Source organism: Holdemania massiliensis, assembly GCF_022440805.1.
Classification (GTDB): domain Bacteria; phylum Bacillota_I; class Bacilli_A; order Erysipelotrichales; family Erysipelotrichaceae; genus Holdemania; species Holdemania massiliensis_A.
In genome coordinates, this window is sequence record NZ_JAKNTK010000001.1 from 998,564 (window position 1) to 1,013,126 (window position 14,563).

At 52.4% G+C, this 14,563-nt stretch carries 11 protein-coding genes; 10 read left to right on the forward strand and 1 reads right to left on the reverse strand.

Annotated elements, in window-relative coordinates; genetic code table 11:
• Window positions 1–34 precede the first annotated feature (34 nt).
• From MCG46_RS04495 to secA, 5 genes are all read left to right on the forward strand, one after another.
• Window positions 35–2,443, forward strand: a complete 2,409-nt coding sequence (locus MCG46_RS04495) for a glycogen/starch/alpha-glucan phosphorylase (RefSeq protein WP_240278035.1) — start codon at window positions 35–37, stop codon at window positions 2,441–2,443.
• A 161-nt stretch (window positions 2,444–2,604) separates the two neighbouring features.
• Window positions 2,605–4,734, forward strand: a complete 2,130-nt coding sequence (gene pulA, locus MCG46_RS04500; protein ID WP_240278042.1) for a type I pullulanase — start codon at window positions 2,605–2,607, stop codon at window positions 4,732–4,734.
• Between the two features lie 67 nt (window positions 4,735–4,801).
• Window positions 4,802–5,548 (forward strand): PHP domain-containing protein, encoded by a 747-nt coding sequence (locus MCG46_RS04505; protein ID WP_240278044.1) that lies wholly within the window; start codon window positions 4,802–4,804, stop codon window positions 5,546–5,548.
• Window positions 5,549–5,638: 90 nt separating this feature from the next.
• Window positions 5,639–5,980, forward strand: coding sequence for a hypothetical protein (locus MCG46_RS04510; protein ID WP_240278046.1), 342 nt, complete (start codon window positions 5,639–5,641; stop codon window positions 5,978–5,980).
• 36 nt (window positions 5,981–6,016) lie between these two features.
• A complete protein-coding gene (gene secA / locus MCG46_RS04515) occupies window positions 6,017–8,356 on the forward strand; it encodes a preprotein translocase subunit SecA (RefSeq protein ID WP_240278048.1) in 2,340 nt (779 codons plus the stop codon).
• A gap of 150 nt (window positions 8,357–8,506) precedes the next feature.
• On the opposite strand, the gene MCG46_RS04520 is transcribed toward secA, so the two are convergent.
• The gene (locus MCG46_RS04520; RefSeq protein ID WP_240278050.1) at window positions 8,507–8,953 is read right to left on the reverse strand and encodes a hypothetical protein; all 447 of its coding nucleotides are present in this window, start codon (window positions 8,951–8,953) and stop codon (window positions 8,507–8,509) included.
• A 103-nt stretch (window positions 8,954–9,056) separates the two neighbouring features.
• On the opposite strand from MCG46_RS04520, the gene MCG46_RS04525 reads away from it, so the two are divergent.
• From MCG46_RS04525 to MCG46_RS04545, 5 genes are all read left to right on the forward strand, one after another.
• A complete protein-coding gene (locus MCG46_RS04525) occupies window positions 9,057–9,974 on the forward strand; it encodes a transglutaminase domain-containing protein (protein WP_240278052.1) in 918 nt (305 codons plus the stop codon).
• Between the two features lie 88 nt (window positions 9,975–10,062).
• Entirely contained in the window at window positions 10,063–11,178 is a 1,116-nt protein-coding gene (nagA, locus tag MCG46_RS04530; protein ID WP_240278059.1) for an N-acetylglucosamine-6-phosphate deacetylase, read from the forward strand.
• 179 nt (window positions 11,179–11,357) lie between these two features.
• Entirely contained in the window at window positions 11,358–12,581 is a 1,224-nt protein-coding gene (locus MCG46_RS04535) for an MFS transporter (RefSeq protein WP_240278061.1), read from the forward strand.
• Between the two features lie 21 nt (window positions 12,582–12,602).
• The gene (locus tag MCG46_RS04540) at window positions 12,603–13,835 is read left to right on the forward strand and encodes an MFS transporter (protein ID WP_240278063.1); all 1,233 of its coding nucleotides are present in this window, start codon (window positions 12,603–12,605) and stop codon (window positions 13,833–13,835) included.
• A 61-nt stretch (window positions 13,836–13,896) separates the two neighbouring features.
• Window positions 13,897–14,562, forward strand: coding sequence for a uracil-DNA glycosylase (locus MCG46_RS04545; RefSeq protein ID WP_240278065.1), 666 nt, complete (start codon window positions 13,897–13,899; stop codon window positions 14,560–14,562).
• The last annotated feature ends 1 nt before the right edge of the window (window position 14,563 follow it).

Sequence of the window (14,563 nt, forward strand, 5' to 3'; positions counted from 1 at the left end):
GAAAAACTGGTAAAATACACGCGGGAGGAATTTTATGTTCAATAACAAACAGGAATTCGTAGAAGAATTCACCAAACGGATCGAGGAAAATTACGGACGCTCTGTCGAACAGTCCCATCCGACAGAACGATTTATGGTGCTGGGCGAGATGGTTCGTGATTTTGCGGGCATCCATTGGAAAGAAACGAAAGAGAAGATTGCGGCAGAGGAAGCCAAGCAGATGTATTACTTCTCGATGGAGTTCTTGATCGGCCGGCTTTTAACCAATAATCTGATGAATTTAGGCATTTATGAGCTTGTTCGCGACGGCCTGCAGGATTTGGATATCGACATTAACGAGCTGGAAGACCTGGAGTCCGATGCCGGTTTGGGCAACGGCGGCTTAGGCCGTCTGGCAGCCTGCTTCCTGGATTCGCTGGCTTCGCTGCAGCTGCCGGGCAACGGCAACTGCATCCGTTATCAATACGGTCTGTTCCGTCAGAAGATTGAAAACGGCTATCAGGTGGAAGTTCCGGATCAGTGGCTGACATTGGGCAATGTCTGGGAAGTCCGCAAGCCGAAAAGCGCGGTGGATGTGAAGTTCTGGGGACATGTTGAGATGCGCAAGGATGAAAACGGTGAACTGATTTTCGAGCATGTCGATGCCGAACATATCCGGGCCGTACCGTATGACATGCCGGTCGTCGGTCATGGCACCAAGGAAACCAACACGCTGCGGCTGTGGTCGGCCGAGGCTTCCGACATCATCCCGACCAACAAGGATTTCCGTCTGTACTTGCAGGAGCTGCAGGAAATCTGTCTGAATGTGTACCCGGATGATTCCACGGATGACGGCAAAATCCTGCGCTTAAAGCAGCAGTATTTCTTTGTTTCCGCGGGCGTCAAATCGATTATCCGCTCGCATCTGCGCGTCTATCCGACGCTGGATAACCTGGGCGAAAAGATTGCGATCCAGCTCAATGATACCCATCCGGTATTGGCGATTCCGGAACTGATGCGGGTCTTGATGGATGAATATCACTATGATTGGGATCATGCCTGGGAAATCACTACGACCGTCATGGCTTATACCAATCATACGATTCTGTCGGAAGCGCTGGAAAAATGGCCGATTGCCTTTGTTCAGCGTCTGCTTCCAAGAATTTATATGATTATTGAGGAAATCAACCGCCGCTTCTTAAAGGAAGTCGCTGAGAAGTTCCCATATGAACGCGATATGGCTTACCGCGTTGCGATTTTGAAGGATGATCAGGTGCACATGGCGTCGCTGGCGGTCGTCGGCTCGCACAGTGTCAACGGTGTCGCTCAGCTGCATACCGATATTCTGATCAATGACTTATTCCATGACTTTGTCCGGCTGTATCCGGATAAGTTTAACAACAAGACCAACGGCATCACCCATCGCCGCTGGCTGCTTTACTCCAACCCGCAGCTGCGGAAGATGCTTGACGAGCTGATCGGCGAAGGCTTTGAGTATGACCTCAATGAGATCGAAAAGCTGATGGATTATGTGGATGATCCGGCAATTCAGAATCAGTTTATGGAAATCAAGCATCAGCGCAAGGAAATCCTGGCGAAACTGGTCAAGGAACGCTGTGGGGTTGAAATCGATCCGAATTCAATTTACGATGTTCAGGCCAAGCGTCTGCATGCCTATAAGCGGCAGCTGCTCAACGCCCTGCATATCATCTATCTCTATCAGCGGATGAAGGAAGATCCGTCGTTTACGATCACGCCGACGACCTTTATCTTCGCGGCCAAAGCCGCTCCGGCCTATTATTTCGCCAAGAAGGTAATCAAGCTGATCAACAGTCTGGGCGAGGTGATCAACAACGATCCGGCGGTCAATTCAATGCTGAAAGTGGTATTTATCCCGAATTACAGCGTTTCAATTGCGGAAGTGCTGATGAATGCGGCGGATGTTTCCGAACAGATTTCCACAGCCGGCAAGGAAGCCAGCGGCACCGGCAACATGAAGTTCATGATGAACGGCGCGATGACGCTGGGAACGCTGGATGGAGCCAACGTTGAAATTGATGAACGCGTCGGCCGTGACAACGATGTGATCTTCGGCTTGACTGTCGATCAGGTAACCGAGCTGAAGAAGAACTACAATGCCTGGGATTACTACAACGAGGATGAACGGATTAAGAAAGCCGTGGATTCGTTGGTTGACGGAACCTGGGCAGAGGATCACGACGAGTTCAAGTTGATTTTCGATGAGCTGATGTATAAGAACGACGAGTATCTCTTACTGGCCGACTTTGCCAGCTATACGGCTGCCCATGAAGAAATTCAGCGCCGGTATGCCGATCGGGGACAATGGGCGAAGGCTTGTCTGATCAACATTGCCAAATCCGGATATTTCAGTTCTGACCGTACAATTCAGCAGTACGCCGAGGAGATTTGGCATATTTCTCCGGTACGGATCGACGATAAATAAGCAAAACATCCCGCATTTTTCAAACGATGCGGGATTTTCTTTGGTCTTTCTTGAAAAAGTAAGTGGGAAATGCTTGTTGAGAGTGCGGCTTGTCCATTATAATAGAAGAACAGGCGAATTTTGAGAATGTGAAAAAGACAGCAGCAGAAAAGAGGGAACAAATGAAAGAAAATACAAGCATGGAAGCTTTTCTGGACGATTATGGAAAAATTGTAGTGTATTTGTCACAGCGGTTTTACAACGGGAAAAGCGATCGGTTTTATCTGGAACGGACGCAGGGAGAAGTGACGGCCTGTCAGATCCGTGAACTGGAATCGCATGAGAGCTATACCCGATATACGTTGACTGGCCCGGCCGATATCCGGATGGGGGAAGCCGTGGAAATCGTGGAGGAACATGGTCATCGGGCCGTGCTGCAATTCCGCCGGATTGTCCAAACTTCCCGTTTTGATGAAGATTTTGCTTATACGGGTGAATTGGGAGCGTTTTGTGAGGAAACTCAGACGCGGTTTGTGCTGTGGGCGCCGACTGCGAATGAAGTACAGCTGGATCTGCGTTTAGGGGAGAAACAGGTGCTGTTGGCGATGACGCGTGGGGACAAAGGCGTTTGGCGGACGGAAGCTGCGGGTGATTGGGATGGCGGAACGTATCTCTATCAGGTCAAGGTCAATGGGGAAATCCACTGCAGTCCTGATCCGTATGCGTTGTCCTCGACAGCCAACGGCCGCCGCAGCGGATTGGTCAATTGGAAGCGGATGACGGAAATGCCTCAATCCGCGCTGCCGCCGTTTGCTCGCTATACCGATGCGGTGATTTATGAAGTGAGCGTGCGCGACTTTACCCATCAGAAGGAATGCGGAACCACGACGCACAGCCAGTATCGTTCACTGTGTGAAACGGGAACCGCCTTAGCGGGAAAACCGACGGGACTGGATTATCTGACTTCGTTAGGCGTGACGCATGTGCAGCTGCTTCCGGTTGCGGATTTTGCGACAGTCGATGAGGAACATCCGGAGCTGTTTTATAATTGGGGCTATGATCCGCTCCAATACGGCTGTCCGGAGGGCAGCTATGCCAGTGATCCCAACGATCCGCGCTGCCGGGTGCGTGAGCTGAAGCAGCTGATTGCGACGCTGCATGCGCATGGACTGCGGGTGAATCTGGACGTTGTGTTCAACCATCACTACGATATTCAGTTTTCAGCGTTTGATCAATGCGTTCCTCACTATTATTTCCGGACTACCCCTTCCGGCTTTCTGTCCAACGGATCCTTCTGCGGCAACGATACCGATTCTATCAAACGGATGGTGCGCAAATATATCGTGGACATTGTCTGCCGCTGGATTGAAGTTTATGATGTCGACGGCTTCCGCTTCGATTTAATGGGCGTGCATGATGTCGATACGATGAACTGTGTCGTCAAGGAAGGCCGCCGGCTGAAACCCGAGCTGATGGTTTATGGCGAGGGCTGGGATCTGCCGACCGCGCTGAACGATGATCTGAAGGCCTGCCAGCGCAACAATGCGAAAATGCCGGAGGTCGCGCATTTCAACGATTACTTCCGCGATGTTGTCAAAGGCAAAACGTCTGAATTTGACGTTCAGGCGAAAGGCTATGCGACCGGCAATTTATATCAGGCGCATGATATGATGTCGGCCTTGTGCGCCAATACGCTGAATAAGGAAATGTATAAGATTTACCAACAGCCGACGCAGAGCATCAACTATATTGAATGCCACGACAATGCGACGGGCTGGGATAAGATGAAGGACTGCTGCAAAGATGAAGTGCGTGAGCTGCGCGTTAAGCGGCAGAAGCTGATGATCGCAGTGACGCTGGTCGCTCAGGGCGTGCCGTTTCTGCAGAGCGGGCAGGAATTCTGCCGGACAAAATACGGACATCATAATACGTACAATGCTCCCGACAACATTAACCAGGTCGATTGGGAACGCAAAAACCGGCATGAGGAGGTCGTTGAGTTTACCCGCGACTGCGTGCGGCTGCGCCGGCTGATCCGGGCATTCCGCTTTGCCAGCGCTGCGGAAATCGAGGAACATGTGCATTTTGAGGTCACGGAAGGGCAGATGCTTCTGTATCAGCTCAATGATGTGCAGGCGTATGGCGGCTATCAGACGATCAAGGTGTTCTTCAATCCGTCCAATGCGGTTCAGTATGTTGAGCTGGAAGAAGATTATCAGCTGATTTTCAACGAAGCCGGCTTATTGACCACGCCGGTGATGGTCCGCAATCTGGCGGTCAATCCGATTACGATGGTCGTACTCGTCAAATAAAACAAGCGCGGGCAACCGTGCTTTTTCTGTTAAATGAGCGAAGCGATGACTTCGCAAGGAGGATTTTATGATCAGCAATGTTCATTCTCATTCCCACTGGTGCCGTCATGGCCGGGGAAACTTAGAAGATTATGTGAAGGAAGGTCTGCGCTGCGGCTTGCAGAGCATGGCGGTGTGCGAGCATGTGGCCAGCGAAATGCCGATGGGGCCGCGGATGCCCTGGAGCGATATGCCGGCGTATCTGGCGGAAGCCGATGCGGTCATCGAGCGCTATGGGACGCAAATTGAACTGTTTAAAGCCTTTGAATGCGAGTATTTTCCCGAAGCTATGGAGCGCTTCGTGCAGCTGCGCGATCATCACGACGTGCCGCTGTGGATTCTGGGCCAGCATGAAAGCGCCGATCATCGCTATGACTACTTCGCGATGCAGGATCGGGATGCGGAAACCCGCCAATACACCGCGGATGTCATCGCGGCGCTGAACACCGGTTTTTTTCAGCTGCTTGCCCATCCGGATGTCATTCTGGTCAACTATGACCGGCCGACGCCGCTGGTGATGGAATGCATGGATCGGATTTTTGCGGAATGTGAAAGGCTCAAAGTCGCCGTGGAGATCAATGCGAACGGCCTGCGCCGGCCGACCGGCTATCCGAATCGTGAAATTTGGATGTTAAGCAAAAAATACAAGCTGACCACAATCATCAGCTCGGATGCCCATGATCCGCGCTGTCTGGTGGATGACGCTGTCCATCAGGCGGAACAAATGGCTGCCGCGTGGGGCATTGAGATCACGCCGAAGCTGACGGTGAAGTGAAATAGTCCTCAGGATTGCCAAAGCGGTCCAAACAGTGTATGATTATACGGATATTGAAACTCACAATGCGCAGGGAAGGAGGCACTGACGATGATTTCCTGGTTATTACGAGGACTGTCACTGACGTTCTGCCTGCTTTTATCCTGCGGCCTGCTGCTGGTGCCGCCGCTGCTTTTGCCTGCCCAGTTAACGGTGCAGAATGAGGCACAGACGGAGAAAGAAGCCCAGCTGCAGCTGGCAGAAGGTCTGAATAAAAAGAAGACTGCCGTTTTTTCCACAGATCTGGCTCTGGGCAAGGCTCAGCCGCCGCGGGTGGATCTGCCGGCAAGTTTTTTTGATCAGCGCTTAACCGTACAGCTGTGCGCGCAGGTTGCGAAACCGAAAGTTCTGGCTGTGCCTGTCGGACGCCTGGCTCCTCCTTTTCAGCTTTGATTTGAATGAAGCATTGAAATATACAGGAGGAAAAATATGAATTTTTTACAATCACTCAGTCCCGATGGCCGTCAATTGGCCAAAGCGGAAAAGCTGGCGAAAAAAATTGAAGCTCTGGGCAGCGCATATAAGGCGCTGTCCGACACTGATCTGCAGGCCAAGACCGAACAGTTCCGAAATCGTTTAAGTCAGGGCGAGAGCCTCGATGATCTGCTTCCGGAAGCCTTTGCCACAGCCCGCGAGGCGGCGGAACGGGTGATCGGCGAACGTCCGTATCCCGTCCAGCTGATCGGCGGCATTCTTTTGCATCAGGGCGATATTGCGGAAATGAAAACCGGGGAAGGCAAGACGCTGACCTCGATTTTGCCCGTCTATCTCAACGCTCTGGCTGGTCAGGGTGTGCATGTTGTCACGGTGAACCCATATTTGGCTCACCGTGACGCGGAATGGATGGGACAGATCTATCGCTTTCTGGGTTTGACGGTCGGCTGCAACGACCGCACGCTGACTTCCGTGCAGAAACGGGCGGCGTTTGCCTGCGATATTACCTATACGACCAATTCCGAACTAGGCTTTGATTATCTGCGGGACAACATGGTCATGAATCTGGAAAGCCGAGTGCTGCGCGGACTGCATTTCGCATTGGTCGATGAAGTCGACTCGGTGCTGGTCGATGAAGCCCGGACACCGCTGATCATTTCCGGCGCTGGGGAAATGCTGGATAAGCAGTATTTAATGGCCGATCAGTTTGTCAAGGCGCTGCGCCAGGACGAGGTTGAAGTTGATCCTCAGGAACGGCAGGTCTATCTGACGGAAAAGGGCATCGTTCATGCCGAACGGTTCTTCAAGGTTGCCCATCTTTACGATCACAGCCATGCCGATTTGGTGCATTATATTCAGCAGGCACTGAAAGCCAACTACATCATGATGCGGGACGTCGAATATGTCGTGGAAGACGGCGAGGTCATCATCGTGGATCAGTTTACCGGCCGGAAGATGGAAGGCCGGGAGTTCTCCGATGGTCTGCATCAGGCAATCCAGGCTAAGGAAGGGGTCGGCATCAAGCAGGAAACCAAAACCCTGGCGACGATCACGTATCAGAACTTCTTCCGCCTGTATGACAAGCTGGCCGGCATGACCGGAACGGCGAAAACAGAAGAACAGGAATTTTTAAGCATCTATAACATGCGCACGATCGTCGTGCCAACCAATAAACCGATCGCTCGGCTCGACTATCCAGACGCAGTGTATAAAACCAAAGGCGAGAAATACGATGCGATCGTTGACGAAGTCGTCCGTCTGCATGCCCAAGGCCAGCCGGTTCTGGTCGGCACGCCTTCGGTGGAGATCAGCGAAATTTTATCGCAGCGCTTAAGCCAGAAAAAAATTCCGCATCCCGTTCTGAACGCGAAAAACCATGCCCAGGAAGCGGAGATCATCGCTCGGGCAGGGCAACGGGGCGCTGTGACGATCGCGACGAACATGGCCGGCCGCGGTACCGATATCAAGCTGGGCGAGGGTGTCGTTGAACTGGGCGGTCTGGCGGTTTTGGGAACGGAACGGCATGAATCCAAGCGCATTGACAATCAGCTGCGCGGCCGTGCCGGCCGTCAGGGCGATCCGGGCTTTTCGCGTTTCTATGTGTCGATGCAGGATGATTTCATCATCCAGTATGCTTCGGATTTGCAGAAGGAAAGCATAGCGAAATTCTGCGAGGATAAACTCCCGGCGGAAAAGCTGCGCAGAACCATCGACTTGATTCAGAAACGGGCGGAGGATCTGCATTACGATTCCCGCAAACGCGTATTGGAATATGATGACGTTTTGATGGAACAGCGCCGGATTATCTTTGGGCAGCGGGATCAGATTTTAATGCAGCAGGACTTGAGCGAACTGGTGGCTTCCCTGATGGATCAGGCGGCGGCCAGTCTGGCAGCTTCCCTGCTGCGCGCCAAACACGCTAATCCAGCACAAGCAGACGCTATCCTGCAGGAAGCCGAGAAGACCTGGCTATTGGATGAGATCCGGCCTGAACTGGAACAAGCGAAGGATGAGAAGACATTGAAGACGCTTCTGACAGAAGAATTCCAGAAGCAGCATCAGCGCAAAAAAGCGGAAGCGCCGCTGCAGATCGCTCAGCTGGAAAAGATGATTCTGTTATCGGTGATCGATCATCAGTGGAATGATCACGTCGATTCGATGAATCGGCTGCGCGAGGGCATCTATCTGCGCTCCTATGCTCAGATTAAACCGGAAGATGCCTATCGTCAGGAAGGCTTTGAGCGGTTTACCAACATGATGGCCAACATTACCGATCAGGCTGTTCTGACACTGCTGCACATACAAAAGCGGGAAGAACCAGCGCCAACGGAGTAATTTCCCTAAAAAATGAAATAAAAAAAGCGAACGGAGCTTTGGCGTTCTGAACGATGACCTCATCAAAGGCAGATCACTCAGAACAAACCCAATCGGTTCGCTTTTTTTGAAGGAAGTCCAATTCCCTTTCAAGCTGGGTAACGCCAGGGATTACTGCAGCATTGCGGCATGAACTTTTCCTTCATGCGAATAGATCCGCAGACAGCCGCCGCCCTCATCGCTTTTCATGAAGCAGTCGGCGATGATATCGGTATCGGTGTCTGGACGGCTTTCGATCACCGCTTCCATTAACGCCTGCAGCGACGGCTTATCGGTGGTTATGCGGTATTCCGCCATTAAGATAAATGTCGGCTTCGCGGCCTGGGCACCGTCAAAGTCGTAATGGATCGTGTTCAGACAATCCTCAAAGCTGTTAAGGGCCAGCTGGCGATACGGCGGATTCATCATGTGCCGCAGGAAATCATAAGCTTTTTCCCGGTTCGGCGCCACGATGCACAGCCGCATGAATCCGGTTACGGTTTCCGGACATTGCATAAAATCATCCTCCAACGGACGATAATCCATCATTTCTTTTAATGACATGGTTCTTTGAAGCATAGATGCGCCTCCTTTGCGTTCTCATTATACAAAAAAAGAAGGGGAAACGAAAGAAAGAAATCCGCCGGACGTGGTATACTGATAAAAGAAAGGGGACAGGGTTATGAAAAAACGATTCGCAATTTTGTTAGTTTTGAGCTTAGGGCTGTCAGCCTGTTCCCAAACTTCGCTGAAGCTGCCGGATCTGCTGGGCGGCAAACGAGAGATCGTGACGTTCAGCGAGTCGCTGTACCGGCCGCAGCAGGAATTCGAGAAGATCAGCTGCGATGTCAGCGAGGGCTGTTATGTTGTGAGCAGTGAAATGGAAGCCGGGCTGCTGATCGGCAATCTCGTTCGCTCGGGTCAGCGCAAAGCCGCCATGATCGCCGATGAGGATCTGGATCTCGATAAAATCTTCATCTATGCCCTGGCGCTTGCACCTTCCACCTTTGAAGCTCAGTATAGTCAGCGCCGGATGATGAACGGCACGCGAAGAACAGAGTTTACGATCACGATGGAAGATGAGCAGCAGCTGCAGCGCAGCCGGGTTCAGGCTCAGCGGCTGGTCTCAGAACTCATCAATCCGAATCAGGCTCAGCGCGAGGTCATTCAGACGCTGCATGACTGGCTGGTGCTGCACACCCAATATGATACGGAGGCGGCGAAGCTGAGTGAGGCGGAACGAAAACAAAGTCTGGCTTTTCGGGCCTCCGGCGTGTTTGAAAGAGGCAGGGCGACGTGTTCCGGCTACATGGAAGCGATGGATCTGCTTCTGGAAGCGGCCGGGATCGGTTCGATCAAGGTTTTCAGCAACACGATGGATCATGCCTGGAATCTGGTCAGTCTGGATGGCGAAATGCGCTATCTTGACGCCACGTTTGACGACCCGGTGCCGGATCAGCCCGGACGGGTGATGTACGACTTCTTTCTGATCGACGCCCCGACGCTGCAGCTGCGGGAGAAATATGAATTTGACCCGGCGACGCCGACGACGATATCCCAGGCGGAATATGAAGCTTACTTCCAATACTGCTTTTCCTAAAAACCACGCTGCGGCGTGGCTTTTCTTTGGGCTGGACAACCGGCAGCGCCGTGCTATACTGAGCTTAAGGAAATCAAGGAGGCATAATATGATCATTCAAAGCACGCATGTCTGGATCGACGGTACGTTTGTACCGCAGCAGTTGGAAATCGAAGACGGAAGGATTCAGGCGCTGCTGCCGTACGGTGAAAAACCAGCGGATTACGACGCCGCGGATCACTGGATTCTGCCGGGATTTATCGACATTCATACCCATGGCTGGAACCGCTGTGAAGCGGGAGCTCCAACGCTGGAAGCGATGCAGCGCTGGCAGAAGCACATGCCGAAGGAAGGGGTAACTTCGTTTCTGGCGACGACGGCGACGCAAAGTGTTCAGAAAAACGAACAGGCGCTGCCGATTTTAAAGCAGTCCATCGAAACCAAGGCAGAAGGAGCGGAAATCCTGGGCATCAACATGGAAGGCAACTTCATCTCGCATCAGTTTCACGGCGCTCAGGATCTGTATACGATCTTCAAACCCGATCCGGAAGTTCTGCTTCACTATCAGGATTTAGCCGGCGGACATATTCTGACGGTGACCTGTGCCGTTGAATTTGACGAGGACTATGCGTTCGTCAAGACCGCAGCGGAACATCAGATCCGTGTTTCCTGCGGGCACAGCGGCGCCAGCTTTGATCAGATCAAGGAAGCTGTGCGTTGGGGAGCCAGCGGGATTACTCACTGCGGCAACGGCATGCGTCCGTTCCATCACCGCAATCCGGGAATTTTCGGAGCGGCGCTGAATCTGGATGAGCTGTATGCCGAGGTGATTGGCGACGGCATCCATGTGCATTTTGAAACCGCGCATCTGATCGGAACGATGAAGGGAGAAGACAAGCTGATTCTCGTCACAGATTCGGCGGAATGCAAGGATGATCCGGATTATGCCGAGTTTGGGAAAGAAGGAGCCTTCCGGCTGCCGGACGGAACTTTGTTTGGTTCTGCGCTGTATGTCAATCAGGGCATCGACAACCTGCACCGCAAGGCCCGGCTGCCGCTAAAGACGGCGATTAACGCCGCTACGATCAATCCGGCCCGCTACTTGGGCGTGGAGGCGCGCAAAGGTTCCATTGCCGTTGGCAAGGACGCGGATCTGGTCGTCTGCGATGAGCATCTTCAGCTGAAACACGTCTACTGTCGCGGCGTCAGTCAGCCCCTGGAATAATTCAGTAAAATCCTCATTATAGTGTTCTGGACAACCAGTGAAAGAAGGACTTTTCCAAGAAGGAAAAAAGTTCACTTTCGCTGGTTGTTTTATTCAACATTTTGTTTGACATTATGGTTGGTTGTGCTATGATACTCAAGACCAAAAAAGGAAATGATGTTTCCAGGGGGATTGTTGTTATGAAAGCTCTGAGCGGAAATGAACGTCTGCTGATCCTGATCAACTGTTTTTACAACCTCGCCAACGCGATGTCGGCCGTCTTTATGAATGTGTACCTGTATGCTTATACCGGATCGCTGGTTGTGATGTCGATCTATACGATCGTGCGCATCGGTCTGTATCCGTTTTTCTTTACAATCGGCGGCAAGTGGGCGCAGAAGCATCGCTTCTCGCAGACGCTGACCGTTGGTTTGATCTTCATCATGTTTTCGCTGTTATTTGTGCTGGGTGCCAGCGATGAATTTGAGCAAATTCCGCAGCTGGTCTACGTCGTCGCCGCGCTGGTCGGGATCGGCGAAGGTCTGTACTGGCTGAGCATCAACAGCCTCAACCAGATCGTTTCCACGGCTGAAACGCGATCGCTGTTTATCTCGGATATCGGGATTTTTAACAACCTGTCGGCGATCATCGCTCCGCTGATCTCGACCTTTATTATTGAACTGGCGGGCAGCGATACCGCCGGCTACGTTGAAATCTTTAAAATTGTTCTGGTGATTTACGGTCTGATCGCGCTGCTTTCCACCCGCATCAGCGCCCGCAGTGCCAACCGCGGTTTCTCCGTGTTAAAACGCATGAAGCTGGATGATCCGCAGTGGCGCTACTGTATGATCTCCACCTTTCTTTACGGCATGCGGGATTCGCTGATCTTAACGCTGGCGGGGTTGCTGGTCTACAATGCGACCAACGGCAGCGGCAGTGCCTATGGCAAACTGCTGGCGGTTTTCGCAGTGCTGACGATTCTGGCTTATGCCTGGGTGTCGCGGACGATGCGCCGGCGCAACCGGATGCGGTACTATCAGATCGGCGCGGTGCTGATCGCTTCGAGTACGATTGTGCTGGTTCTGTGGCCAACCTTGGCCGGGGCGGTCTATTATGGAGTTGTCAATGCGATTGCTACGCCGATGTATGCCAATCCGTATCAGATCATCATGATGAATGCGATTCAGGATTATGCGGAAACTGAAAATATCGTCGGTCGCGTGATCGCCAAGGAATCGTATCTGTCGATCGGCCGCTGTTTGGGCATGGTCATGATCGTTTTGTGTTCCTGGGTTCTGCCTGAATCCTTGTATCTGCCCGTAGCGGTTGTGCTGTGCTCCCTGTTTCCGGTGATTCTGGTCGTGTACGCCACATTCTATCACAAGCAGCGGGATCATCAGAAGCAGCTGGGGATTGTGCGTTAGGTGAAAGGCTGGAGTCAACAGATGAAAAGCATGCAGAAATTGACGCGTGATGAAATGACGACGATGGTCATCGCCAGTCTGTACAACCTGGCCAATGCCATGTCAGCCGTGTTCATGAACGTTTATTTATATGCCTATACCGGTTCGCTGGTGGTGATGTCGGTCTACACGATCGTGCGGATCGGATTGTTTCCCTTTTTCTTTACACTGGGCGGCAAGTGGGCGCAGAAGCACAGCTTTGCCGGGCCTTTGTCGGTCGGCTTGGTTTTTATCATGTTCAGCCTGTTGTTTGTGCTGGCGGCGCAGGATCAGTTTGCCGCGGCGCCTCAGCTTGTCTATGTTGTGGCGGCGTTAACGGGGGTTGGCGAAGGCCTGTTCTGGCTCAGTCTGAACAGTCTGAATCAAATCGTTTCCTCGCCGCAGTCTCGCTCACGTTTTCTGGCCGGTGTAGGAATCGGCAACAACATTTCCGCGATTGCCGCGCCGCTGGTTTCCACGCTGATCATCGACATGGCGGTTTCGGATACGGCGGGGTATGTGGAAATCTTCAAGCTTGTTCTGGTAATTTATGCGCTGATCGCGCTGGTCTCCCTGCGCGTCAAAGCCCGCAGCGCTCCGCAGCCGTTTTCGGTGCTGAAACGGATGAAGCTGGATGATCCGCAGTGGCGCTACTGCATGATCACGACCTTTTTCTACGGGATGCACAATTCCCTTTCGCTAACGCTGGCGGGATTGCTGGTTTATAACGCGACCAACGGCAGCGGCAGTACCTACGGCAGGCTGCTGGCTCTGTTTGCCGTGATCTCGATTCTGGCGTTTGCGTTTGTATCGCGGACGATGCGGCGAAATAACCGCATGCGGTTCTATCAGATCGGGGCCGTGCTGATCGCCTCCAGCGCGGTTGTGCTGGTGCTCTGTCCAACCCTGGGCGGCGCTGTTTACTATGGCGTGGTCAACGCTCTGTCAACGCCGATGTATGCCAACCCTTATCAAATTATCGTGATGAATGCGATTGCGGATTATGCCGGTCAGGAAAACATCGTTGGCCGGGTGATCGTACGGGAAACCTACCAGTCGATCGGCCGATGTCTGGGCATGGCGATGATCGTCCTGTGTTCGTGGATCTTTCCTTCCGCGCTGTATCTGCCTGTCGCCGTGATCTTCTGTTCCGCCTTTCCCATCGCTATGGCAGTGTACGCGACAATCTATCATCGACGCCGCGATCAGCTGAAAGCGCAGGGATTGGTGAAATAACTCGATCAGTGATATAATGAAACCGGAAAATCCGGTTTTTTTACATTATAGGAGGAGCAGCATGTTTCAGAACGAATGGACGCCTTTTCTCAAAGAAGAATTTCAGAAGCCTTATTTTCAGCAGTTATCCGCATTTTTGCGTCAGCAGTATGCCACAACGAAAGTCTATCCGCCGCGGCTTCAGGTTTTTTCGGCCTTTGAATTTACCAATTATTCCGATGTCAAGGTTGTGATCCTGGGACAAGATCCGTATCATCAGCCCAATCAGGCGCATGGCATGTGCTTCTCCGTGCGCAAGGGGGTTAAAGTCCCGCCCAGCTTAGTCAACATTTATAAGGAGCTGCATGACGATCTGGGCTGTACGATTCCGCATCATGGATATCTGATGAAATGGGCTCAGCAGGGGGTGTTTCTGATGAACACCGTTCTGACGGTCGAAGATTCCAAACCGCTGTCGCACCGCGGCAAGGGCTGGGAAGAATTTACGGATGAAGTCATGCGCAGACTGAACGAGCATCCAGATCCGCTGGTTTTCATTCTGTGGGGACGCAATGCTCAGGATAAGGGGCGCTGGATTACTAATCCGAAGCATCTGATCCTCAAATCGCCTCATCCTTCCCCACTTTCAGCCAGCTACGGCTTTTTCGGCACACATCCGTTTTCCAAGGCCAATCAGTTTCTGATCGATCATGGCCGCACGCCGATTGACTGGCAGATTGAGGATTAAC

What these genes read in the sequence shown, in the direction of transcription:
- MCG46_RS04495 (WP_240278035.1), top strand. Translation starts at nt 35, where the DNA reads ATGTTCAATAACAAACAGGAATTCGTAGAAGAATTCACCAAACGGATC.
- pulA (WP_240278042.1), top strand. Translation starts at nt 2,605, where the DNA reads ATGAAAGAAAATACAAGCATGGAAGCTTTTCTGGACGATTATGGAAAA.
- MCG46_RS04505 (WP_240278044.1), top strand. Translation starts at nt 4,802, where the DNA reads ATGATCAGCAATGTTCATTCTCATTCCCACTGGTGCCGTCATGGCCGG.
- MCG46_RS04510 (WP_240278046.1), top strand. Translation starts at nt 5,639, where the DNA reads ATGATTTCCTGGTTATTACGAGGACTGTCACTGACGTTCTGCCTGCTT.
- secA (WP_240278048.1), top strand. Translation starts at nt 6,017, where the DNA reads ATGAATTTTTTACAATCACTCAGTCCCGATGGCCGTCAATTGGCCAAA.
- MCG46_RS04520 (WP_240278050.1), bottom strand. Translation starts at nt 8,953, where the DNA reads ATGCTTCAAAGAACCATGTCATTAAAAGAAATGATGGATTATCGTCCG.
- MCG46_RS04525 (WP_240278052.1), top strand. Translation starts at nt 9,057, where the DNA reads ATGAAAAAACGATTCGCAATTTTGTTAGTTTTGAGCTTAGGGCTGTCA.
- nagA (WP_240278059.1), top strand. Translation starts at nt 10,063, where the DNA reads ATGATCATTCAAAGCACGCATGTCTGGATCGACGGTACGTTTGTACCG.
- MCG46_RS04535 (WP_240278061.1), top strand. Translation starts at nt 11,358, where the DNA reads ATGAAAGCTCTGAGCGGAAATGAACGTCTGCTGATCCTGATCAACTGT.
- MCG46_RS04540 (WP_240278063.1), top strand. Translation starts at nt 12,603, where the DNA reads ATGAAAAGCATGCAGAAATTGACGCGTGATGAAATGACGACGATGGTC.
- MCG46_RS04545 (WP_240278065.1), top strand. Translation starts at nt 13,897, where the DNA reads ATGTTTCAGAACGAATGGACGCCTTTTCTCAAAGAAGAATTTCAGAAG.